This is a genomic window from Aeromonas bestiarum, from assembly GCF_028751155.1.
GTDB lineage: Bacteria > Pseudomonadota > Gammaproteobacteria > Enterobacterales > Aeromonadaceae > Aeromonas > Aeromonas bestiarum.
This window is the reverse complement of record NZ_CP064746.1, coordinates 795,001-816,271: the sequence shown is the minus strand read 5'-3', so window position 1 is coordinate 816,271 and position 21,271 is coordinate 795,001. Positions and strand designations below refer to the sequence as shown.

Below are 21,271 nucleotides of genomic sequence, written 5' to 3'. Positions count from 1 at the left end.
AGATTTCCCCCGCCTTGCTCAGCCACATCTCATCGACGGCGTGATCCACCAGTACGACCGAAATAATATGTTCCATCGTCAGGTCCTCTCCGTCTTGCTCAGCCACATCTCGTCCATGGCGCCAAACTTGATCTGCATCGGGTAGACATGCTCATCCGGATCGACCGAGATATCCATGAACACCAGCCGATCCTTCATGGCGAAGGCCCTCTCCATGGCGCTCTCGAGCTCCGCCGGATCGCTCACCGCGATGCCGACGTGGCCATAGGCCTCCGCCAGCTTGACGAAGTCCGGCAGGGATTCCATGTAGGAGTGGCTGTGACGGCCGCCGTAGAACATCTTCTGCCACTGCTTGACCATGCCGAGGGCGCGGTTGTTGATGGAGATGATCTTGATGGGCACACCGTACTGCAAACAGGTGGAGAGTTCCTGGATGTTCATCTGCACCGAGCCGTCACCGGTGACGCAGCAGACCACGGCATCCGGGTTGGCAAACTGGGCGCCCATGGCGGCCGGAATGCCGAAGCCCATGGTGCCGAGGCCACCGGAGTTGATCCACTGGCGCGGCTTGGCGAACGGATAGTAGAGCGCGGCAAACATCTGGTGCTGACCCACGTCGGAGGCGACGAAGGCCTCCCCTTTGGTCACCTTGTAAAGCGCCTCTATGACCTGCTGCGGCTTGATCAGGGTGGGATGGGTTTCATAGGCCAGACAGTTGCGGGAGCGCCACTGGGCGATCTGGCTCCACCAGTCCGCCAGCGCCTGCTTGTCGTTGTCGAAGCCACACTCGCGGATCACTTCCAGCATCTGCTCCAGCACGGTTTCCACCGAGCCGACGATGGGCACATGGGCCTGCACCGTCTTGGAGATGGAGGTAGGATCGATATCGATGTGAACTATGGTGGCGTTGGGACAGAACTTGGCCACGTTGTTGGTCACGCGGTCATCGAAGCGGGCACCCACGGCGAAGATGAGATCCGCGTTGTGCATTGTCTTGTTCGCTTCGAAGGTGCCGTGCATCCCCAGCATGCCGATGAATTGCGGATGAGTGCCGGAGAAGGCCCCCAGCCCCATCAGGGTGGTGGTCACCGGCAGGTTCAAGAGCTCCGCCAGCTTGGTCACCAGATGATCCGCATTGGCATTGATGGCGCCGCCGCCCACGTACATGACGGGGCGCTGCGCCTCCACCAGCAACTTGGCGGCCCGCTTGATCTGGCCCTTGTGTCCGGCCTTGGTCGGATTGTAGGAGCGCAGCGAGACGGTCTCGGGATACTGGTAGGGAAATTTCTCTTTCGGGTTCTGCACGTCTTTGGGCAGATCCACCACCACGGGCCCCGGGCGGCCACTGGCGGCTATGTAATAGGCCTTCTTGATGGCCTCGGGGATCTCGCTCGCCTTCTTGCACAGGAAGCTGTGCTTCACCACAGGACGGGAGATGCCGATCATATCGGTCTCCTGGAACGCATCCTCCCCGATCATGCTGGTCGGCACCTGGCCGGACAGGATCACCAGGGGGATGGAGTCCATGTAGGCGGTCGCGATCCCCGTGATGCAGTTGGTGGCGCCGGGACCCGAGGTCACCAGCACTGTGCCCACCTTGCCGGTGGAGCGGGCGTAACCGTCCGCCATGTGCACCGCGGCTTGCTCGTGCCGCACCAGGACATGCTCCATCTTGCCGTTTTCAAAGAGAGCGTCATAGATGTCGAGCACTGAGCCACCAGGGTAGCCGAAAACGTGCTCAACTCCCTGATCTTCCAGCGCTCTAACCACCATCTGGGCGCCTGATAACATCTCCATGATAAAGCCCTCCAGGCTTTGCTCCGTTAAGCGAAAGCTATCGACAGTCCGCTGCTTCCCGGCAGCGCCGGTCCGTGTTTTGTTGTTGTCTGAATACGGGCCAGGCGAGTTCGGTGCCGTCGATAGTAGAAAAATAGGTTTTTTCCATCATTCACCCGCAAAGCGGGTGAAAAACCAACTTAACCCGCTTGTGAACGCTTGTCCACGGCTTTGTCTGACCATAACAGTCATAAATTTCAAACAGCTATTAACATTCAGTGACTTGGTGAAACGGGTGGGAACAATGCGGGGAAGATGGGGGACTGGCTAGCTGATCATGCTGTCACAACGAGGCAATCTGGAAAAAAATAGCCCACCCCTTGGGGCGGGCCGTCGAGCAGAGCACAGACTTACTGTTCGTCTTCCGGCTCTGCCAGCCAGATCTGCTGATCCGGGTCCGTCTCTTCGCAGACAGAGATGCTGACCCCCATGTCCAGCAATTCGTGCAGGGTCAGGTTGTCTGCCAGGGTCATGGTGTCGCCGTTTTCATTGGTAAAGCGCATGGTGTCCGTCCTCTCCTTGGTGGGATCACTTTCAGTCTAGTCAAAGGCGCTCACTTGCGATAACCAACTGCTGCTCAACGGGCATCCGCCTTCCAGCTCGCTCAAGCGATCACACACCTCTTCCGGAAACAGGGTGCGAGCCCACAGCCGGCGCGAGAGCTCGGCCACGCTCTCCTTTGCCCCGTCCGCCAACCAGCCGGCAAGTTCGCCCGCCACATCGGGATAGAGGATCTGGCCCGGGGCCGAGGCATCCAGCCAGGCCCGCACCGCATTGGCATCGAGCGCATCCATCAGCCGGGCCAGCCCCATCAACTCCAGCGTCTTGGCGTTGGTCAGCTGCTCGAACTGTCCTCCCAGCGGCTTGACCAGCAGCTTCTTGCCGAGCGTCAGCGCCTCCGAGGCCAGTTCGAAACCTCCGTTGGTGATGACGCCGCGACAGCCGGCCAGCACCTGCTTGAAGCTTTCCCGCGCCTGCGGCTCGAACGCTATGTTGCGCCACTGGCTGGCACTGCGAATGGCCGGGTGAAAGCAGACGAAGCGCTGCTGATTGAAGCGCGACAACAGGGCCGCGATAGCCTCGGTCTGCTCAAACGGCAGATAGACCAGGATCTGCTGATTGTCGTGGGCCTGGGCGATGGGATCTATGATGGGCGGCAGCAGCGGCTGACCGAAGTGAAACCAGTGCAGTCCGAGGGACTGGCGGACCGGGGCGAAGTGGCGCATCAGCTGGCGGTTGAAGCCGCTCTCGCCCCAGCGCGGGATCGGCCAGTCGAAGCTGGCCTGATGGCTGATGGTGAGGCTGGGCTTGCTCCAGCGACGGGCGGCATGGGCACTGAGTGGCTCAAAATCGCTGATCACCAGATCGTAATCGCGGCAATCCAGGGCCCGCATGTCCCGCCAGAAGCGCAGGGGCGAGAGCCCCTTGAGGGTACGCCAGCCCGAGATGGCACCCTCGTGGCTGACGAAGGTGATGCCGGCAAAGGTGCGATAATCGCCAAACTCGGCCATCTCGAAATAGCCGTCGGCGGGGCGACCGCTGAACAGGTAGTCGACCTCAAGCCCACGGGCGCGCAGCGCCCGTGCTAGGGTGCGACTGCGGCTGATGTGACCGTTGCCTGTGCCCTGCACCCCGAACAGTATCCTCATCCCTGACTCCAGCTGAGCGCCAGCAGGGCGCAGCCACCACCGAGCAGGGCACCGGCCACCAGATCGCTCAGGTAGTGCACCCCGAGCAGCAGGCGTGACGCCCCCACCAGCGCGGCCCAGGCAAACAGCAGGGGCGCCCAGAGCGGGAAGCTGGCGGCCAGCACGGTCGCCATCAGGAAGGCGGCTGCGGTATGGCCGGAGGGCAAGCTATAACGATCGGAAGGGGTGATGAAGACCGGCAGGCCTGCCGGACGCTGGCGTTTCAGCGCGTTCTTGAGCAGCAGATAGAGCGGCAGTTCGATGGCAAAGGCAAGCAGGGCCACCCCCACCAGCTCACGCTCCGCCTCCCCCTGCCACCAGAGCAGGGCAGCCAGCACGGCGTAGAGCGGGCCGTCACCGGTGCGGGAGATGAGTCGGCTGATCCTGGCCTGCGGCCGGTTGTAGGCGTGGAGCAGGCAGATGCGGCACACCTGCAGGTCCCATTGCTGGATCTTGTTCATAACCCCTCCTTCCCTGAAGTCTCAGTGCAGACTAGGGCGGCGAGGTGACACTTGGTTGACGGTCAGATAACAGATTGATGAAAAAAAGGGCCGAATGGCCCTTTTTTACGACAAGCGCGGCAAATGATCAGTTCAGGGTGCCGCGCAGACCACTCTCCATCAGCCGGCAGTTGTGATCCGCCAGACGGGCCATGAAGTGCTCATCCACGGTCAGGCCAAACACCTGCTCGTAGAGATCCTTCATCACGAATGGTTGCCACATCATGCTGAGGAAGGAGATCTTCAGCATCTCGGGATCCAGGTTGTCACCCAGTTCACCGTTGTTCTTCATGGACTCCAGCAAGGCATCGAACTGGGGCAGTTGGCGCTCCAGCAGACGATTCAGCACAAAATCCCGACCCGGGCTCTTCTCGGTCGATAATGCGCTGGAGATGGCGGAGGTCAGTTCGCTGTTGGGGGCCATCACCTGATAGTAGGTGTTGAGCAGATCATTGAGGCTGCGATTGCCGGTCTCATCATGCCAGGCCTGGTCCAGCGGCTCGGCGACATCGCCCAGCACCGCCTTGTAGAGGCCCTCTTTACTGCCGAAGTAGTAATGGATCATCGCCAGATTGGAGCCAGCCAGCTCGGCGATCTCGCGGGTAGTGACCTTGCTGTAGGGCGTATTGAGAAAACGCTCACGAGCAGCGGAAAGCAACTTGTCACGAATGTCAGAACGCCCGACCGGACGACCAGGTCTACGTTTTTCCATTGAATACCTCAGATAATTCAGCAAAAACTGATAAGTCGATCTGATTGCGCAGGTGATCGAGTACAGCAGGAATGACCAGATAATCGGGCAAGGGCCGAATATGGGACAAGTAAATTTGCACTCCTTTACAATCCGATTAAATAAACCAGCGGATTGAACCTGTGAGTTCGGGTTGACACAGCATAAAAATCTCGATATTGGTAAAAGCGTTATCGACTGGAAGGATTGACTCATCATGCCTATTGCCGCTCCGCTACTACTACTCTCCCTAATCGCGACCAGTCGCGCGGGATCCTTGTAGCCGGGCTCAGGCATAGCCGGAATTTACAAAAACCCGTGCACCCTGCACGGGTTTTTTTATGCCACCGCAGGATGCACGTCACCGAACTTAGGAAGAGGGAAGTCACATGTCAGATAGGGTCATCATATTCGACACCACCTTGCGTGATGGTGAGCAGGCCCTGGCGGCCAGTTTGACAGTCAAGGAGAAGCTGCAGATAGCCCAGGCGCTGGAGCGGCTCGGTGTCGACATCATGGAGGTGGGATTCCCGGTCTCCTCCCCCGGTGATTTTCAATCGGTGCAGACCATAGCGCGCCACATCAAGAACAGTCGGGTCTGCGCCCTGGCCCGTGCCCTGCCCAAAGATATAGACGCCGCCGGCGAAGCTCTGCGGGTCGCAGAGGCCTTTCGCATCCACACCTTCATCTCCACCTCCTCCATCCATGTGGAGAGCAAACTCAAGAAGAGCTTCGAGGATGTGCTGGAGATGGGCATCAGCGCCATCAAGCATGCCCGCCGCTACACAGACGATGTGGAGTTCTCCTGCGAGGATGCGGGGCGCACCCCGATTGATAATCTCTGCCGCATGGTCGAGGCCGCCATCAAGGCGGGTGCCCGCACCATCAATATTCCGGACACCGTGGGCTACACGGTACCGACCGAGTTCTCCGGCATCATCCAGACCCTGTTCAACCGGGTACCCAACATAGATCAGGCCATCATCTCGGTGCACTGCCACGACGATCTCGGCCTCTCGGTGGCCAACTCCATCGGCGCCGTGCAGATGGGGGCCCGCCAGATCGAGTGCACCATCAACGGCATCGGCGAGCGAGCCGGCAACTGCTCGCTGGAAGAGGTGGCCATGATACTGAAAACCCGCGCCGATCTGCTCGGGGTGCACACCAACATCCGCCACAGTGAAATTCATCGTACCAGCGCCCTGGTCAGCCAGCTCTGCAACATGCCGGTGCAGCCCAACAAGGCCATCGTCGGCGCCAACGCCTTCTCCCACAGCTCCGGCATTCATCAGGACGGCGTGCTCAAGGCGAAAAACACCTATGAAATCATCACCCCCGAGAGCATCGGCCTGACCCAGAACAACCTCAACATGACCTCCCGCTCCGGCCGCCACGTCATCAAGCACAGAATGGAGTCCATGGGCTACGCCGAGAGCAGTTACGATCTCGACGACCTCTACGGCAAGTTCCTCACCCTGGCCGACAAGAAGGGGCAGGTGTTCGACTATGACCTCGAAGCGCTGGCCTTCTTCAGCCAGATCCACGAAGAACCCGAGCACTTCAAGCTGGAGTATCTCGGGGTCCAGAGCGGCAGCTCTGTGATGGCCACCGCCTCGGTGAAATTGAAGGTGGGCCAGGAAACAATCAGCGAAGCGGCCACCGGCAACGGCCCTGTGGATGCGGTCTACCAGTGCATCAATCGCATCACAGGCTACGAGATCCGCATCGACAAATACGAACTCAAGGGCAAGGGCGAAGGCAAGAACGCCCTCGGCCAGGTCGATATAGTCGCCGAATACAAGGGCCGCAAATTCCACGGCATGGGCCTGGCCACCGACATCATAGAGTCCTCGGCCCAGGCGTTGATCCATGTGATCAACAGCATCTGGCGCGCCGATCAGGTGGCCGAACAGATGGAACGCAACGTCACAAAAACAGACAAGATCAATACGGAGAGTGTGTGAGTATGAGCAGTTATCGGATCGCAGTATTGCCGGGTGACGGCATAGGCCCGGAAGTGATGGCCGAGGCCGTCAAGGTGCTGGAAAAAGTGCAGGCCAGATTCGGCTTCGCCCTCGACTATGATCGCCACGACGTCGGCGGCATCGCCATCGACAACCACGGCACCCCGCTGCCGCAAAGCACGATCAAAGGCTGCGAGGCGGCCGATGCCGTGCTGTTCGGCTCGGTGGGCGGCCCCAAGTGGGAGCACCTGCCACCGAACGATCAGCCGGAACGCGGCGCCCTGCTGCCCCTGCGTGCCCACTTCAAGCTGTTCTGCAACCTGCGTCCGGCCCGCATCTACACAGGTCTGGAGCAATTCTCCCCGCTGCGCGCCGACATCTCGGATCGCGGCTTCGACATCGCCTGCGTGCGCGAGCTGACCGGCGGCATCTACTTCGGCCAGCCCAAGGGGCGTGAAGGGGAAGGGGCGAACGAGAAAGCGTTCGATACCGAGGTCTATCATCGCTTCGAGATAGAGCGCATCGCCAAGATTGCATTCGAATCGGCCCGGGTACGCCGTAGCAAAGTCACCTCCATCGACAAGGCCAACGTGCTCGCCTCCTCCATCCTGTGGCGCGAGGTGGTGACGCAAGTCGCCAAGTCCTACCCGGACGTGGCCCTCAACCACATGTACATAGACAACGCCACCATGCAGCTCATCAAGGATCCGTCCCAGTTCGACGTGCTGCTCTGCTCCAACCTGTTCGGCGACATCCTCTCCGACGAGTGCGCCATGATCACCGGCTCCATGGGGCTGCTCCCCTCCGCCAGTCTCAACGAAGCGGGCTTCGGCCTGTTCGAGCCGGCCGGTGGCTCGGCGCCGGACATCGCAGGCAAAGGCATTGCCAACCCCATAGCCCAGATCCTCTCCGCCGCCCTGATGCTGCGCTACAGCCTGGGCCAGGAAGCCGCCGCCCAGGCCATAGAGCAGGCCGTGGCCCAGACCCTGGCAGAGGGTTACTTTACCGCCGATCTGCATCAGGCGAGTGCACAGCACCCGGTGCAGAGCACGTCCGAGATGGGCAGCCAGATCGCCGCCCGGATCTGAGCCGCACAACAGATAACAAGGAAGAGAGAAGCAATGGCCAAGACCCTCTATCAGAAAGTATTTGACGCCCATGTGGTGCGTGAAGTGGCAGGCGAAACGCCCCTCATCTACATCGATCGTCACCTGGTGCACGAAGTGACCAGCCCGCAGGCATTCGACGGCCTGCGCGCCATGAAGCGCCCGCTGCGTCGCCCGGATCTGACCTGGGCCACCATGGATCACAACGTCTCCACCACCACCAAGGACATAGCCGCCTCCGGCGAGATGGCCCGCATCCAGATGGAGACGCTCGCCGACAACTGCAAGGAGTTCGGGGTTCGTCTCTACGATCTGAACCACAAATACCAAGGCATAGTCCACGTGATGGGCCCCGAGCTCGGCATCACCTTGCCCGGCACCACCATAGTCTGCGGCGACTCCCACACCGCTACTCACGGCGCCTTCGGCTCGCTGGCCTTCGGCATCGGCACCTCGGAAGTGGAGCACGTGATGGCGACCCAGACCCTGAAACAGGGCCGCGCCAAGACAATGCGCATCTCGGTCAACGGCAAACTGAGCGATGGCATCAGCGCCAAGGACGTGGTGCTGGCCATCATAGGCAAGGTCGGCCACGCCGGTGGTACCGGTTACGTGGTGGAGTTCGCTGGCGAGGCCATTGCGGGCCTCTCCATGGAAGGGCGCATGACGGTGTGTAACATGGCCATAGAGCTGGGAGCCAAGGCGGGCATGATAGCCCCCGACCAGATCACCATCGACTACATCCGTGGCAAGGAGTTCGCCCCCAAGGGCGAGTCACTGGAACAGGCCATCGCCTACTGGCAGAGCCTCAAGAGCGACGAAGGCGCCCGCTTCGACGCCGACGTGGTGCTCGACGCCGCCGACATAGCGCCACAGGTGACCTGGGGCACCAACCCTGGGCAGGTGATCGCCGTCAATGAGCCTATCCCTGCACCGGAATCCTTCGCCGATCCGATGGAGCAGCAGTCCGCCCGCAAGGCGCTGGCCTACATGGACTTGCAGCCGGGCCAGAAGCTCACCGATGTCGCCATCGACAAGGTGTTCATCGGTTCCTGCACCAACAGCCGCATCGAGGACTTACGCGCCGCCGCCGCCATCGCCCGTGGTCGGAAAGTGGCCACCGGGGTACAGGCGCTGGTAGTGCCGGGCTCAGAGCAGGTCAAGGCCCAGGCCGAGGCCGAGGGACTGGACAAGATCTTCCTCGAGGCGGGCTTCGAGTGGCGTCTGCCGGGTTGCTCCATGTGTCTGGCCATGAACAACGACCGGCTGCAACCGGGGGAGCGCTGCGCCTCCACCAGCAACCGCAACTTCGAAGGCCGCCAGGGCCGTGCCGGCCGCACCCATCTGGTGAGCCCGGCCATGGCCGCCGCCGCCGCCATCACAGGTCATTTCGCCGACATACGCGCACTGTAAGAGGGAGTTAACATGACAGGTTTCAAGCAACACAAGGGGATCGTCATCCCCCTCGACAGCGCCAACGTCGACACCGATGCCATCATTCCCAAGCAGTTTTTGCAGAAGGTGAACCGCATCGGCTTTGGCAAGCACCTGTTTAACGACTGGCGCTTCCTGGATGATGCCGGCCTGCAGCCCAACCCGGCGTTCGTGCTCAACCAGCCGCGCTATGCCGGTGCCAGTATCTTGCTGGCCCGGGAAAACTTCGGCTGCGGCTCGAGCCGCGAGCACGCCCCCTGGGCGCTGGCGGATTACGGCTTCAAGACCATTATCGCCCCGAGCTTCGCCGACATATTCTATGGCAATGCCATCAACAACGGTCTGGTGCCGGTGCGTCTGAAAGAGGAAGAGGTTGAGGCGCTGTTCCAGCTGGTCGCCGCCCACCCAGGCCTGCTGATCGAGGTGGATCTGGAGGCCAACCAGGTGCGAGCCGGTGAGCTCAGCTTCGGGTTCGAGATCGACGAGTTTCGCCGCTACTGCCTGCTCAACGGGCTGGACGCCATCGGCCTGACCCTGCAGCACGAGGCGGCCATCAGCGCCTTCGAGGCCAAACAACCGAGCTGGATCTGAGCGGCCCCCTCACAAGCGCAAGGCCGCCCTCGGCGTCTTCGAGACTGTGCAAGAGAACCGAGCTGGATTTGACGCGCCAGCGGCAATAAAACGAGTAGAATCAACAGGGAGCCTTGGCTCCCTGTTTTATTGTCCGGCCACGCCGCCCACCACGCATGGCTGGCCATCACGGCGCCACAGAGAGGAAACCTTGATGAAGAGAACGAGCAACATCCTCCTGCTCTACTGCCTGTGGTTCGCGCTCCCGGCCAGCGCCGGGCAGACCTATTTCAACAGCCACGGCGGTCAGCTCAACGTCGGCTGGCAGAACAAGGATGGCAAGGCGCAGCAGCTCACCTACCGGCTGGAGTCGGGCAAGTTGCCGCCGCTTATCGCCTATAGACCCGCGCGAATGCAGGAGGAGGTGTTGCAGAGCCTGCTGCAACAGGCCGCCACCGAATTCCCCGCCGTGCAGATCGCCCTCTCCCGTCCCGACATGGAGCTCAAGATCAAGGGGCGCCAGCCCGACCAGGTCAACAAGGCACTGGCCTGGCTCACCCAACAACGTGACAAGCTGGAATCCGAGTGGCTCAAGCAGCATTACTTCCAGCCCTTCACCGCCCCCGACGGCGTCGCCGCCATCAAGCAGGACCATGTGCGCATCGCACTGGAGAGCCGGACCGAGCTGGCCCCGCTGGCCGATCAGCTCAAACAGGCGGGCACCACAGAGACGGAGGCCCGCCAGAAGACGGTGGCCCATATGCTCGGCTTCATCCAGGCCATCCCCTATCAGCTGCTCGACAGCCAGTCGGGGCGCTCGGGCAAGGGCTTCCTCAGCCCGCGTCAGGTGCTGGAGCAGAACCGGGGGGATTGCGACAGCAAGGTAACCCTGATGGCAGCCATGCTGGCCCAGCTCTTTCCCGAGCTGAAACAGGCCATGGTGTTCGTGCCGGGGCATGCCCTGCTGGGGGTAGCACTGCCGGCCAAGCCGGGTGAGGCGACCCTGAGCTGGGAGGGCGAAACCTACCTGCTGATGGAGCCGACCGGCCCGGGTCAGTTTGCCATGGGCCGGATCGCATCGACCAGCCAGACGCTGGTTGATAGCAAGCAGTTGAGTGTTCAGCAGGTGCAGGCCAGGCAGTGACACTCGGGCCAAATACCAAAACCCAAAATGACACAAGCCAGCGAACTGCTGGCTTGTGGTAGATGGTGGGTTCTGTTGTTGGTTCAGACCTGGGATTGAAACTCGATGGCCAGCAGCAGGCCCTCTTCCCCTTCCAACACCCGAATGATGCGGGCCTGGGCCTCGAACGGCGGCAGCAGGTTGTTGTTGGTGGCCAGGCTAACCCGGATGGGCTGGCTCACATCGAGCCGATGCTCGGCGACGGCGATCCCCATGCCATTGGCGCTGAGATCCCGACAGATCCCCTCCAGCACCTGCTGTTGCTGGACGACGGTGACGGGGGCGTTGATTATCATGCGCTGGAAGGCGCGTCTTTCCTTGGTACTGGTGATCACGCGAACATCCTCTGTTGTGCTGACGCCATCTCGGTGGCCCACAGGAACAATTGTGCTGGCCTCCCCCCAAGAACGTTAATACAATGCGGTTCGTTTCTCAAACGGGGTGCGGTTTACCGCTGAGATTATACCCGTGTACCTGATCCAGATAATGCTGGCGGAGGAATTTGAGGCATGGCGCTCATTTTTTGCGCCCTCATCCGCTGGCACCTCATCATTAACAGGGAGTGCCACTTGATGAAAACCCTGCTGCTGGTTGCCACCGGCCTGCTCAGTACCCAGGCCTTCGCGGCCGACACCCTCACCGTCTATACCTACAGCTCCTTCACCGCCGAATGGGGACCCGGTCCCAAGATCAAGCAGGCGTTCGAGAAAGAGTGCGGTTGCAACCTCAATCTCGTGGCGCTGGAAGATGGCGTCGCCATCCTCAACCGGCTGCGGCTGGAAGGCAAACACAGCAAGGCCGATCTGGTGCTGGGGCTGGATGATGCCCTCATCAGCGAAGCCAAGCAGAGCGGCCTGTTCGCCCCGCACACCACCAGGCTGGATGGCATCAAGGTGCCGGGCGGCTGGCAGGATGACACCTTCGTCCCCTATGACTACGGCTACTTCGCCTTCGTCTACAACAAGGACAAACTCAAAGCGCCCCCCAAGAGCCTGAAAGAGCTGGTAGAACGCCCGGATCTCAAGGTGATCTATCAGGATCCGCGCACCTCTACGCCGGGTCAGGGGCTGATGCTGTGGATGAAGTCGGTCTACGGGAATGAGGCGCCGGCAGCCTGGGCTGAGCTTGCCAAGAAGACGGTCACTGTCACCAAGGGCTGGTCCGAAGCCTATGGCATGTTCCTCGATGGGGAAGCGGACATGGTGCTCTCCTACACCAGCTCCCCCGCCTATCACCTGATCGCCGAGAACAAGCCCCAGTATCAGGCCGCCGCCTTCGAGGAGGGTCACTACCGTCAGGTGGAAGTGGCTGCCAAGCTGAAAAGCGCCAAACAGGGCAAGCTGGCCGACCAGTTTCTGCAGTTCATGATAAGCCCCGCCTTCCAGCAGGAGATCCCTGCCGGCAACTGGATGTATCCGGTAACAGATGCGCCGCTGCCCAAGGGCTTCGAGCAGATGATCACAGTCAGCAAGCCGCTGAGTTTCACCAGCGATGAGGTGGCCGCCAATCGCAAAAACTGGATCCGCGAGTGGCTGCAAGCCGTCACCCAGTGAGCCGTCTCTTCGTAAAACCACAGGTTCGCCCCCTCTGGTGGCTGCCGGGTAGCGCAGCCACCCTGTTGATCCTGCTGTTATCCCTGGGGCCGCTCGTCGCCCTGCTGTGGCAGGCCGGTTCGCTGGCCCCCCGCACCCTGCTGGCCGATCCCTATCTGCGCCATGTGCTGGGCTTCAGCCTGGGGCAGGCGCTGCTCTCCACCCTGCTGAGCCTGGGGCTCGCCATTCCGGTGGCAAGAGCGCTGGCGCGGCGCCGCTTCATCGGTCGACGCCTGCTGCTCAAGCTGTTTGGCCTCTCGCTGGTGCTGCCGGTCATCATCGCCATCTTCGGCATAGTGGCGGTGCACGGCAAACAGGGCTGGCTGTCGCAGTTGCTGCGCGGCTTGGGGCTGGATCCCGGCAACTACCTGTACGGCCTGTTCGGCATACTGCTGGCCCACGTCTTCTTCAACATGCCGCTGGCGGCGCGCCTCATGCTGCAGAGCATAGAGAGCATACCGGAATCGAGCTGGCGTCTCGCCAGTCAGCTGGGCATGCGCTCTTCCCACATCTTCCGGCTGCTGGAGTGGCCGCTCATTCGCGGTATCTTACCGGGGCTTGCCAGCCTCATCTTCATGCTCTGCTTCACCAGCTTCACCACTGTGCTGGCGCTCGGTGGTGGCCCCAGGTCCACCACGCTGGAAGTGGCCGTCTATCAGGCGCTGCGCTTTGACTTCGACCTCGCCACCGCCGGCGGCCTGGCGCTGGTACAGCTGCTCCTGACCGCTGCCCTGCTCGTGCTGCAGCACAAGCTGCAGACCACGCCAGCCAGCCGGATCAGCAGCCATCGCCCCTGTCTGCGACCGGATCGCCATCAGCCGGGGACAGGCCTGGTAGATACAGTGGCGCTCTGCACCGGGCTCGCCGTCTTCCTGCCCCCGCAGCTGGCGATCCTGGTGGCCGGTTTCAATCCCGGCCTGCTGACGGCGCTGGCCTCGGCGCAGCTGTGGCAGGCCAGCGGCCAGTCGCTGCTGATCGCGCTGGCGGCGGGAACCCTTGCCACCCTGCTCGGCAGCGGTCTGCTGCTCACCAGCCGTCATCTCAAGGTGCGCACCCGTCAGCGGCGGGCCGCCGCCATGTGGGAGGCCAGCGGCTCCATGATCCTGATGATACCGGCGGTCGTGCTGAGCACAGGCCTCTTCATCATGTTCATGCCCTTTACCGATGTGTTCGCACTGGGGCCCTGGCTGGTGGTACTGGTCAACGCCCTGATGGCGTTGCCCTATGTGCTGCGCACCCTCTCAGCTCCCATGCAACTGGTGGTGCGCCAGTACGATAGACTGGCCGACAGCCTGGGGGTGCGCGGGCTGCATCGCCTGCGGCTGGTGGAGTGGCCCCTGCTGCGCCGCCCGCTGGCACTGGCGATGGCGCTCTCCATGATCCTCTCGCTCGGGGATCTCGGTGCCATCGCCATGTTCGGCAGTCAGGAGCTCACCACCCTGCCCTGGCTGCTCTATCAGCAGCTCGGCAGTTACCGGCTGACCGAGGCGGCCGCCACCGCCCTGCTGCTGCTCATTCTCTGTTTTTCCCTGTTCTGGCTGGTAGAACGCGGGCTTGGAGGAAAAAATGCTGAACATTGATGGGCTGGTCACCAGCTACCCCGATTGGCGAGTCAGCTTCAGCGCGACCCTGCCCAAGGGAGAGATCACTGCGCTGATAGGGCCAAGCGGGGCGGGCAAGTCCACCCTGCTCGGCATGATCGCCGGTTTCGTGCCGGTAGAGTCCGGCACCCTCAGCTTCGATGGGGAAGATCTGCTGCCGCTGGGGCCTGCCGAGCGGCCGGTGACCACCCTGTTTCAGGATCACAACCTGTTCCTGCACCTGTCGGTGTTCGACAACATCGCCATCGGCCTGCATCCGGGCCTGCGTCTGAGCCCGGCTCAGCGGGCACAGGTGAAGCAGGCCGCAGAGCGGGTCGGCCTTGGCGACATGCTGGCGCGGCTGCCTGAGCAGCTCTCTGGCGGCCAGCAGCAGCGGGTCGGGCTGGCGCGTGCCCTGGTGCGTGGCAAGCCCTTGTTACTGCTGGATGAGCCTTTCTCGGCACTCGATCCCGCTCTGCGCCGGGAGATGCTGGCAGAGGTGGCCCGCCTCGCCTGCGAGCAAAGCATCACAGTGCTGATGGTCTCTCACAACCCGGAGGATGCCCAGCTCATCGCCGACCAGGTGCTCTTCATCGACGAAGGGCGCATCGCCCTGCAGGGCAAACCCGACATACTGCAAAACAGCGATCACCCCGGCCTGCTGCGCTACCTTGGGCACACGCAAGGGTCATGACCGGCGACGGGATCAAAAAAGGGGAAGCCGCTTGGCTTCCCCTTTTTCATATGAAGACAGTCAGTTAAATCAGAGATTTTCCTCGGCGAAGGAGGCGAGCTTGCTGCGCACCACCCCGTTCAGGAAGATGTTGGCACTGCCGTCGAAATCCTTGAAACGCTCGACTATGTAGGTCAGACCCGAGGTCACCGGGCTCAGGTAGTTGGAGTCGATCTGGGCCAGGTTGCCGGAGCAGACGATCTTGGTGCCCTCGCCGCAACGGGTGATGATGGTCTTGATCTGGGACGCGGTCAGGTTCTGGCACTCGTCCAGCAGCACGAAAGTGTTCTGTATGCTGCGCCCGCGCATGAAGTTGACCGATTTGAACTGGATGTTGGCCTTCTCCATGATGTAGCTCAGCGAGCCGCTCATGTTCTCGTCCTGCTTGTGCAGCACCTCCAGGGTATCTGTCACCGCCGCCAGCCAGGGCATCATCTTCTCTTCTTCGGTGCCGGGCAGGAAGCCTATGCTCTCGGCGATTTCCGGGGTGTTGCGGGTGACGATGACTTTCTCGTAAATCCCCTTCTCAATCACCAGTTCCAGCGCCGCGGCCATGGCCAGCAAGGTCTTGCCACAACCGGCCGGGCCGGTCAGGATCACCAGATCGATGTGCGGATCGAGCAGGGCATCCAGCGCCATGCCCTGATAGACGTTCTTGGGATGGACACCCCAGGCCTTGCGCGACATCAACCGCTCGCGGCCCAGATCCTTGATGCGGATCTTGTGGCCATCGTTGCTCAATACCCTGGCGGCGAAGAAGTTCTCCTCGTCGAGCAGGTACTGGTTGACGTGCACCCCCTCCAGCAAGTTCGAGTCGATCACATGGACGGTATCGCGGCCATGGGTCTCGCTGTCACACTCGCCGACCCGCTCCCAGAAGCTGCCGGGCACCACCTGAAAGCCTTTGGCCAGCAGACGGATATCGTCGATCAGCTGGTCGCTACGGTAATCTTCGACGTGCGCCAACCCGGCCCCCTTGGCCTTGAGGCGCATGTTGATGTCCTTGGTGACCAGCACCACCTGGCGTTTCATCTCATGCTTTTGCAGATAGAGGGCCGCGTTGATGATGCGGTTGTCGGCCTCCTTGTCGGTGAACACCTCGGCATCCTGGGGCAGATGGTGGTCACTGAAGATACAGATATTGCCGCTCGCCTCACCCGCCAGCGGTACGCCCTGGGTGATCTGCTCCGGCGTTGCATCGCGGAACACGTCTTCCAGCGCACGAATGGCCACCCGCGCATCGCGGCTGACATCCTTGTGGCGATCCTTGATGTTGTCGAGCTCTTCCAGCACCGTCATGGGGATGAGCACGTCGTGCTCTTTGAAGGAGTAGATGGCGAGGGGTTCGTGAAGCAGAACGTTGGTATCCAGGATAAACAGCTTTCGGTCCGTATTGTCCATAAGCATCCTCCTTGGCACTGAAGGTGCCACGTGTGTGAATCTCAGATGTCATTGAAACCACACGAGCGTGACAGTTTTATTACCCCCAACGCTACGCTCGATTTTACCATCACGCAACAAATCGCTTGAGCGGCAGGATCGTTCAAACAGAAAAGCAGCAATAAAAAAGACCGGCTCTGTGGCCGGTCTTGTTCAAGTGCTCGGTGGCTTGTCAGCCACACTTGGAGTCACCGCAGTTGAGACAGGTCATGCAGCCATCCTTTTGCACCAGCGCCTTGGTATTGCACTTGTAGCAGAGTGCCGCACTGACCGGGAAACCACTGCCGGCCTGCTGTTCTTCTGCCTGCTGCCGGACCTGCAGTTCGGCCTGTTTCTCGGCCAGAAACGCCTGCTGATGCTCATCCAGCCCCGGCAGCGTGATCATGCCGATCTCGGTGAGATGGGTCTCGATCACGTTGCCAATTTCGGCGATCAGGGAGGGAACATACTTTCCCTTGTTCCAATAGCCGCCCTTGGGATCGAACACGGATCTCAGCTCCTCCACCAGGAAGGTGACATCCCCCCCCTTGCGGAACACGGCAGAGATGATGCGGGTCAGCGCCACTATCCACTGGTAGTGTTCCAGACTCTTGGAGTTGATGAAGATCTCGAACGGGCGGCGGGTCTCGTGAACCGTGCCCTCGTTGAGAATGATGTCGTTGATGGTGATGAACAGCGAGTGCTCGGAGACATGCTCCGGCGTCTTCAGCTTGTAGGTGGTGCCCATCAGCCGCTCCGGGCGCAGCACGGTTTCGTGCATGTGCACCACGTCATCCTGCGGGGCCAGATCTTCCTGCGGCTCATCCCGGGTTTTCACCTTGTAGGCGACGATTTTCTTGTCGATCTTCTTGACCATAATCTGTTCTCAGAATTTACCGTAATAGCCTTCTTTCAAGGCGTCATAAAGGTTGGCGGCGGTATGCAGCTCGCCATCGTATTCGATCTCTTCGTTCCCCTTGACGGAGATGACGGAGCCATCCTCCAGAGTGAACTCGTACTGAGTGTTCTCCAGATCCTTCTCCTTCACCAGCACGCCCTGGAAGGCCTCAGGGTTGAAGCGGAAGGTGGTGCAGCCCTTGAGCCCCGAGTCCGAGGCATACATGTAGATGTCCTTGAACTGCTCGAACGGGAAATCGGTCGGCACGTTGGCCGTCTTGGAGATGGAGGAATCAATCCAGCGCTGGGCCGCGGCCTGAATGTCCACGTGCTGGGCCGGACTGATGTCGTCGGCCGTGATGAAGTAGTCAGGCAGGCGGCTGGCGTCATCTTCGGTGTAGGGCATCGCTGCCGGGTTCACCAGCTCGCGGTAGGCGAGCAGCTCGAACGAGTAGACATCCACACTCTCCTTGCTCTTCTTGCCCGGCTTGATGACATTGCGGCTGTAGTGATGGGCAAAGCTCGGCTCGATACCGTTGCTGGCGTTGTTGGCCAGCGACAGGGAGATGGTGCCGGTCGGCGCTATGCTGCTGTGGTGGGTGAAGCGACCACCCACCTCGGCCAGTTCGGCCACCAGAGCGGGATCCACCTCGGCCACCTGCTGCATGTAGCGGCTGTAGCGCGCATGCAGCACCTTGCCCTTCACCTTGTCACCCAGCTTGATGCCATCGGCCGCCATCTCGGGGCGCAGTCGCAGCATCTTGCCGGTCACCTCGAACTCCTGCTCCATGATGGGAGCCGAGCCCTTCTCCCTGGCCAGACGCAGGGACTCCTGCCAGCCGGTCATGGCCAGCTCCTGGGATACCTGCTCGGTGAAGGCGACGGAAGCCGCAGAACCATATTTTATCTGCAGCATGGTGAGGGTCGAGCCGAGGCCGAGGAAGCCCATGCCGTGACGGCGCTTGGCTGTGATCTCCTCGCGCTGCCTGGGTAAAGGCAGCTGGTTGATCTCCACCACGTTGTCCAGCATGCGGGTGAAGATGGCCACCACCTTGCGAAACGCCTGCCAGTCGAAGGCAGCCCGCTCGGTGAAGGGCTCCCGCACAAACTTGGTCAGATTGACTGAGCCCAGCAGACAGGCGCCATAAGGGGGCAAGGGCTGTTCACCGCAGGGGTTGGTGGCGCGGATCTCTTCGCAGAACCAGTTGTTGTTCATCTGGTTGACCTTGTCGATCAGGATGAAACCGGGCTCCGCATAGTCATAGGTGGAGCTCATGATGACGTTCCACAGCTTGCGGGCAGGCAGGGTCTTGTAGATCTTGCAGGCCACCTGCCCCAGCGCGTTGATGACCACACCTTCCTTGTTGGGCCAGTCGGCCCAGAACACCACTTCGGGATCGCCCAGCGCAATACCATCCTGCTCCACCTCTTTGGCCGTGTAGGGGAAGATCAGCTGCCAGGGGGCATCCTCCTTCACCGCCTTGACAAAATCTTCGGTGATGAGCAGGGAGAGGTTGAACTGGCGCAAGCGGCCATCTTCGCGCTTGGCCTGGATGAATTCGATCACATCGGGATGACGGATATCCATGGTGCCCATCTGGGCGCCACGGCGACCACCGGCTGACGAGACTGTGAAGCACATCTTGTCATAGATATCCATGAAGGAGAGCGGGCCCGAGGTGTAGGCACCGGCACCCGAGACGAAGGCGCCGCGCGGGCGCAGGGTCGAGAAATCATAACCGATGCCGCAGCCCGCCTTCAGGGTCAGGCCGGCCTCGTGCACCTTGCCGAGAATGTCATCCATCGAATCTTCGATGGTGCCGGAGACGGTGCAGTTGATGGTCGAGGTCGCCGGCTTGTGCTCGAAGGCACCCGCGTTGGAGGTGATACGCCCCGCCGGGATGGCGCCGTTGCGCAGCGCCCACAGGAAGGGCTCATACCAGGCATCGGGCTCCAACTCCTGCTCGGCCAGGGCGCGGGCAACCCGCTGGTAGGTCTCGTCGATGGAACCATCTATAGGGGCCCCATCCTTGCTCTTGAGACGATACTTGCTGTCCCAGATCTCGAGGGACGTTTCCTGCAGGGGGATGAGGCGGGAGCCGAGTTCACTCTCCTGCACCGGGTTGGATTTAGCCATTTTCAATCAACCTTATGTGAATGCATCAACGTCATGACAGCGATAAAAACACAACCAATAGTTACATTTATAAAAAATAACACAATATATAGTACAACTACTGCCATGAGGGCGCCGATTCTATCCTAAAAAAATGCCCCGGCCAGCAGGTTTCTGGGCCGAGGCATTTAACTGATTCATTTCCTGAAAGATTTAGCGATCAGGAAGCACTCAGGGTTTCTTGACGTACACGGTCGGCGTCTCGCCAGCCATGTTCAGATAGAACTCGTAGACCCCATCCGCATCCGGCGAGAACTTCATGTCTTCATACTTGGAGCAGGGGTTGACCGGCACGGCTTCCCCACCCAGCACGGCGACACCGTCACTCGGGCTCTTGTAACCGAAGTTGGTGCCACAGCTCCAGCCGGAGTCGGCAAACTTGAACTTGTAGGGAGCCCACTCTTTCTTGAGCGTGCCTTTGGCCATGTAGAGCTTGTCAGCGACCTTGACCACCTTGCTCGCATCGGTTGCCATCCAGTCGTTCATCTCCCCACGCAGGTAGATGGACTTGCCACCGAAATCGCTGTTGTCTGCCGCCTGTTCTGCACCACCATGAGATGCGCAACCGCCTAATACCAGGGTTCCCGCCGCCAGCATCATCGTTACTGTTCTTTTGAACATGTGTCCATTCCTCAAATTATTGTGATTCCTTGGCCCATCGAACGTGAGCAGACGAATTAAAGCAGAGCGGGCATCACAAGAAAGGTAGAGGCATCACATTCTGTGCTTTTTATATTCAGACAAGCGACATGGACGGGGATATATGACGCTGGATGGCGCAGCCATCCGGAACAATGCGGGGGAGAAATGAACAGCTGAGGGGGCAAAAAGGAAAGCATCACCTGGCTATTGCAACCCGGCGCTTGAATATCAGGCAATAAAAAAGCCCGCTCAGATGAGCAGGCTTTCAATGTTGGGTGCCTGGCAGTGTCCTACTCTCGCATGGCGAATGCCACACTACCATCGGCGCTACCGCGTTTCACTTCTGAGTTCGGCATGGGATCAGGTGGTTCCACGGCGCTATGGCCGCCAGGCAAATAACTTCAATCTCGGAAAGCTGACGTGAGTAACGACTCATTGGCTGTTGCCTGGTCGCTATCACTGAATTTGTAAGTAGTCTCGCACTTGCTACAAGGCCCAGAACACTTCTTGGGTGTTGTATGGTTAAGCCTCACGGGTAATTAGTATGGGTTAGCTCAACACGTCGCCGCGCTTACACACCCCACCTATCAACGTTGTGGTCTCCAACGGCCCTTTAGGACCCTCAAGGGGTCAGGGATGACTCATCTCAGGGCTCGCTTCCCGCTTAGATGCTTTCAGCGGTTATCGATTCCGAACTTAGCTACCGGGCAGTGCCACTGGCGTGACAACCCGAACACCAGAGGTTCGTTCACTCCGGTCCTCTCGTACTAGGAGCAACTCCCTTCAATCATCCAACGCCCACGGCAGATAGGGACCGAACTGTCTCACGACGTTCTGAACCCAGCTCGCGTACCACTTTAAATGGCGAACAGCCATACCCTTGGGACCGACTTCAGCCCCAGGATGTGATGAGCCGACATCGAGGTGCCAAACACCGCCGTCGATATGAACTCTTGGGCGGTATCAGCCTGTTATCCCCGGAGTACCTTTTATCCGTTGAGCGATGGCCCTTCCATTCAGAACCACCGGATCACTATGACCTACTTTCGTACCTGCTCGACCTGTCCGTCTCGCAGTTAAGCTGGCTTATGCCATTGCACTAACCTCCTGATGTCCGACCAGGATTAGCCAACCTTCGTGCTCCTCCGTTACTCTTTGGGAGGAGACCGCCCCAGTCAAACTACCCACCAGGCACTGTCCGCGATCCCGATTCAGGGACCT

The 21,271-nt window shown here is 60.5% G+C and carries 18 protein-coding genes, 2 rRNA genes and 1 riboswitch (1 of these 21 cut by a window edge); of the genes, 8 read left to right on the top strand and 12 right to left on the bottom strand.

Features of this window, described 5'->3' with window-relative positions; genetic code table 11:
• Positions 1-78: 78 nt before the first annotated feature.
• From IU367_RS03995 to IU367_RS03975, 5 genes are all read right to left on the bottom strand, one after another.
• Positions 79-1,797, bottom strand: a complete 1,719-nt coding sequence (locus tag IU367_RS03995; RefSeq protein ID WP_043141768.1) for an acetolactate synthase 3 large subunit — start codon at positions 1,795-1,797, stop codon at positions 79-81.
• Positions 1,798-2,186: 389 nt separating this feature from the next.
• Positions 2,187-2,339, bottom strand: coding sequence for a hypothetical protein (locus tag IU367_RS03990; RefSeq protein ID WP_010673158.1), 153 nt, complete (start codon positions 2,337-2,339; stop codon positions 2,187-2,189).
• A gap of 36 nt (positions 2,340-2,375) precedes the next feature.
• On the bottom strand, positions 2,376-3,485 hold the full coding sequence (locus IU367_RS03985; protein WP_274453504.1) for an MJ1255/VC2487 family glycosyltransferase: 1,110 nt from the start codon (positions 3,483-3,485) through the stop codon (positions 2,376-2,378).
• Positions 3,482-3,985 carry a phosphatase PAP2 family protein gene (locus IU367_RS03980; protein ID WP_043125038.1) on the bottom strand — a complete coding sequence of 168 codons (504 nt, stop codon included), beginning with the start codon at positions 3,983-3,985 and terminating at the stop codon, positions 3,482-3,484. Before IU367_RS03980 ends, IU367_RS03985 begins: the two co-directional genes overlap by 4 nt.
• A 127-nt stretch (positions 3,986-4,112) precedes the next feature.
• On the bottom strand, positions 4,113-4,736 hold the full coding sequence (locus IU367_RS03975; RefSeq protein ID WP_042865668.1) for a TetR/AcrR family transcriptional regulator: 624 nt from the start codon (positions 4,734-4,736) through the stop codon (positions 4,113-4,115).
• A 407-nt stretch (positions 4,737-5,143) separates the two neighbouring features.
• Here IU367_RS03975 and leuA point away from each other — a divergent pair, with 407 nt between their 5' ends.
• From leuA to IU367_RS03950, 5 genes are all read left to right on the top strand, one after another.
• The gene (gene leuA / locus IU367_RS03970; protein WP_241325508.1) at positions 5,144-6,718 is read left to right on the top strand and encodes a 2-isopropylmalate synthase; all 1,575 of its coding nucleotides are present in this window, start codon (positions 5,144-5,146) and stop codon (positions 6,716-6,718) included.
• Positions 6,719-6,720: 2 nt separating this feature from the next.
• Positions 6,721-7,806 (top strand): 3-isopropylmalate dehydrogenase, encoded by a 1,086-nt coding sequence (leuB, locus tag IU367_RS03965; protein WP_274454343.1) that lies wholly within the window; start codon positions 6,721-6,723, stop codon positions 7,804-7,806.
• Between the two features lie 33 nt (positions 7,807-7,839).
• The gene (leuC, locus tag IU367_RS03960; RefSeq protein WP_098980669.1) at positions 7,840-9,237 is read left to right on the top strand and encodes a 3-isopropylmalate dehydratase large subunit; all 1,398 of its coding nucleotides are present in this window, start codon (positions 7,840-7,842) and stop codon (positions 9,235-9,237) included.
• 12 nt (positions 9,238-9,249) lie between these two features.
• On the top strand, positions 9,250-9,849 hold the full coding sequence (leuD, locus tag IU367_RS03955; RefSeq protein WP_098980670.1) for a 3-isopropylmalate dehydratase small subunit: 600 nt from the start codon (positions 9,250-9,252) through the stop codon (positions 9,847-9,849).
• 193 nt (positions 9,850-10,042) lie between these two features.
• A complete protein-coding gene (locus IU367_RS03950; protein ID WP_274453503.1) occupies positions 10,043-10,972 on the top strand; it encodes a transglutaminase-like domain-containing protein in 930 nt (309 codons plus the stop codon).
• 83 nt (positions 10,973-11,055) lie between these two features.
• Here IU367_RS03950 and IU367_RS03945 read toward each other — a convergent pair whose 3' ends face one another.
• The gene (locus IU367_RS03945; protein ID WP_274453502.1) at positions 11,056-11,346 is read right to left on the bottom strand and encodes a PilZ domain-containing protein; all 291 of its coding nucleotides are present in this window, start codon (positions 11,344-11,346) and stop codon (positions 11,056-11,058) included.
• Between the two features lie 92 nt (positions 11,347-11,438).
• A riboswitch (TPP riboswitch) is annotated at positions 11,439-11,529 on the top strand.
• 54 nt (positions 11,530-11,583) lie between these two features.
• Here IU367_RS03945 and thiB point away from each other — a divergent pair.
• From thiB to thiQ, 3 genes are read left to right on the top strand one after another with little or no spacing between them, the layout of a single operon-like run.
• Positions 11,584-12,564: a thiamine ABC transporter substrate binding subunit gene (thiB, locus tag IU367_RS03940; protein ID WP_274453501.1), complete on the top strand. Its 981-nt coding sequence runs from the start codon at positions 11,584-11,586 to the stop codon at positions 12,562-12,564.
• Positions 12,561-14,183, top strand: coding sequence for a thiamine/thiamine pyrophosphate ABC transporter permease (gene thiP / locus IU367_RS03935; RefSeq protein WP_274454342.1), 1,623 nt, complete (start codon positions 12,561-12,563; stop codon positions 14,181-14,183). The genes thiB and thiP overlap by 4 nt, the downstream gene beginning before the upstream one ends.
• On the top strand, positions 14,170-14,877 hold the full coding sequence (gene thiQ, locus IU367_RS03930) for a thiamine ABC transporter ATP-binding protein (RefSeq protein WP_274453499.1): 708 nt from the start codon (positions 14,170-14,172) through the stop codon (positions 14,875-14,877). Before thiP ends, thiQ begins: the two co-directional genes overlap by 14 nt.
• Before the next feature lie 69 nt (positions 14,878-14,946).
• Here thiQ and IU367_RS03925 read toward each other — a convergent pair whose 3' ends face one another.
• The 6 genes from IU367_RS03925 to IU367_RS03900 form a co-directional block, all read right to left on the bottom strand.
• Positions 14,947-16,317 carry a PhoH family protein gene (locus IU367_RS03925; protein WP_043556002.1) on the bottom strand — a complete coding sequence of 457 codons (1,371 nt, stop codon included), beginning with the start codon at positions 16,315-16,317 and terminating at the stop codon, positions 14,947-14,949.
• A 211-nt stretch (positions 16,318-16,528) separates the two neighbouring features.
• Positions 16,529-17,212: a TSCPD domain-containing protein gene (locus IU367_RS03920; protein WP_274453498.1), complete on the bottom strand. Its 684-nt coding sequence runs from the start codon at positions 17,210-17,212 to the stop codon at positions 16,529-16,531.
• Between the two features lie 9 nt (positions 17,213-17,221).
• On the bottom strand, positions 17,222-19,369 hold the full coding sequence (locus tag IU367_RS03915) for an adenosylcobalamin-dependent ribonucleoside-diphosphate reductase (protein ID WP_274453497.1): 2,148 nt from the start codon (positions 19,367-19,369) through the stop codon (positions 17,222-17,224).
• Between the two features lie 210 nt (positions 19,370-19,579).
• Positions 19,580-20,029, bottom strand: a complete 450-nt coding sequence (locus IU367_RS03910) for an early set domain-containing protein (RefSeq protein WP_043141731.1) — start codon at positions 20,027-20,029, stop codon at positions 19,580-19,582.
• 298 nt (positions 20,030-20,327) lie between these two features.
• Positions 20,328-20,442 (bottom strand): 5S ribosomal RNA (rrf, locus tag IU367_RS03905).
• A 126-nt stretch (positions 20,443-20,568) separates the two neighbouring features.
• A 23S ribosomal RNA gene (locus tag IU367_RS03900) occupies positions 20,569-21,271 on the bottom strand; it runs 2,187 nt beyond the window's last position.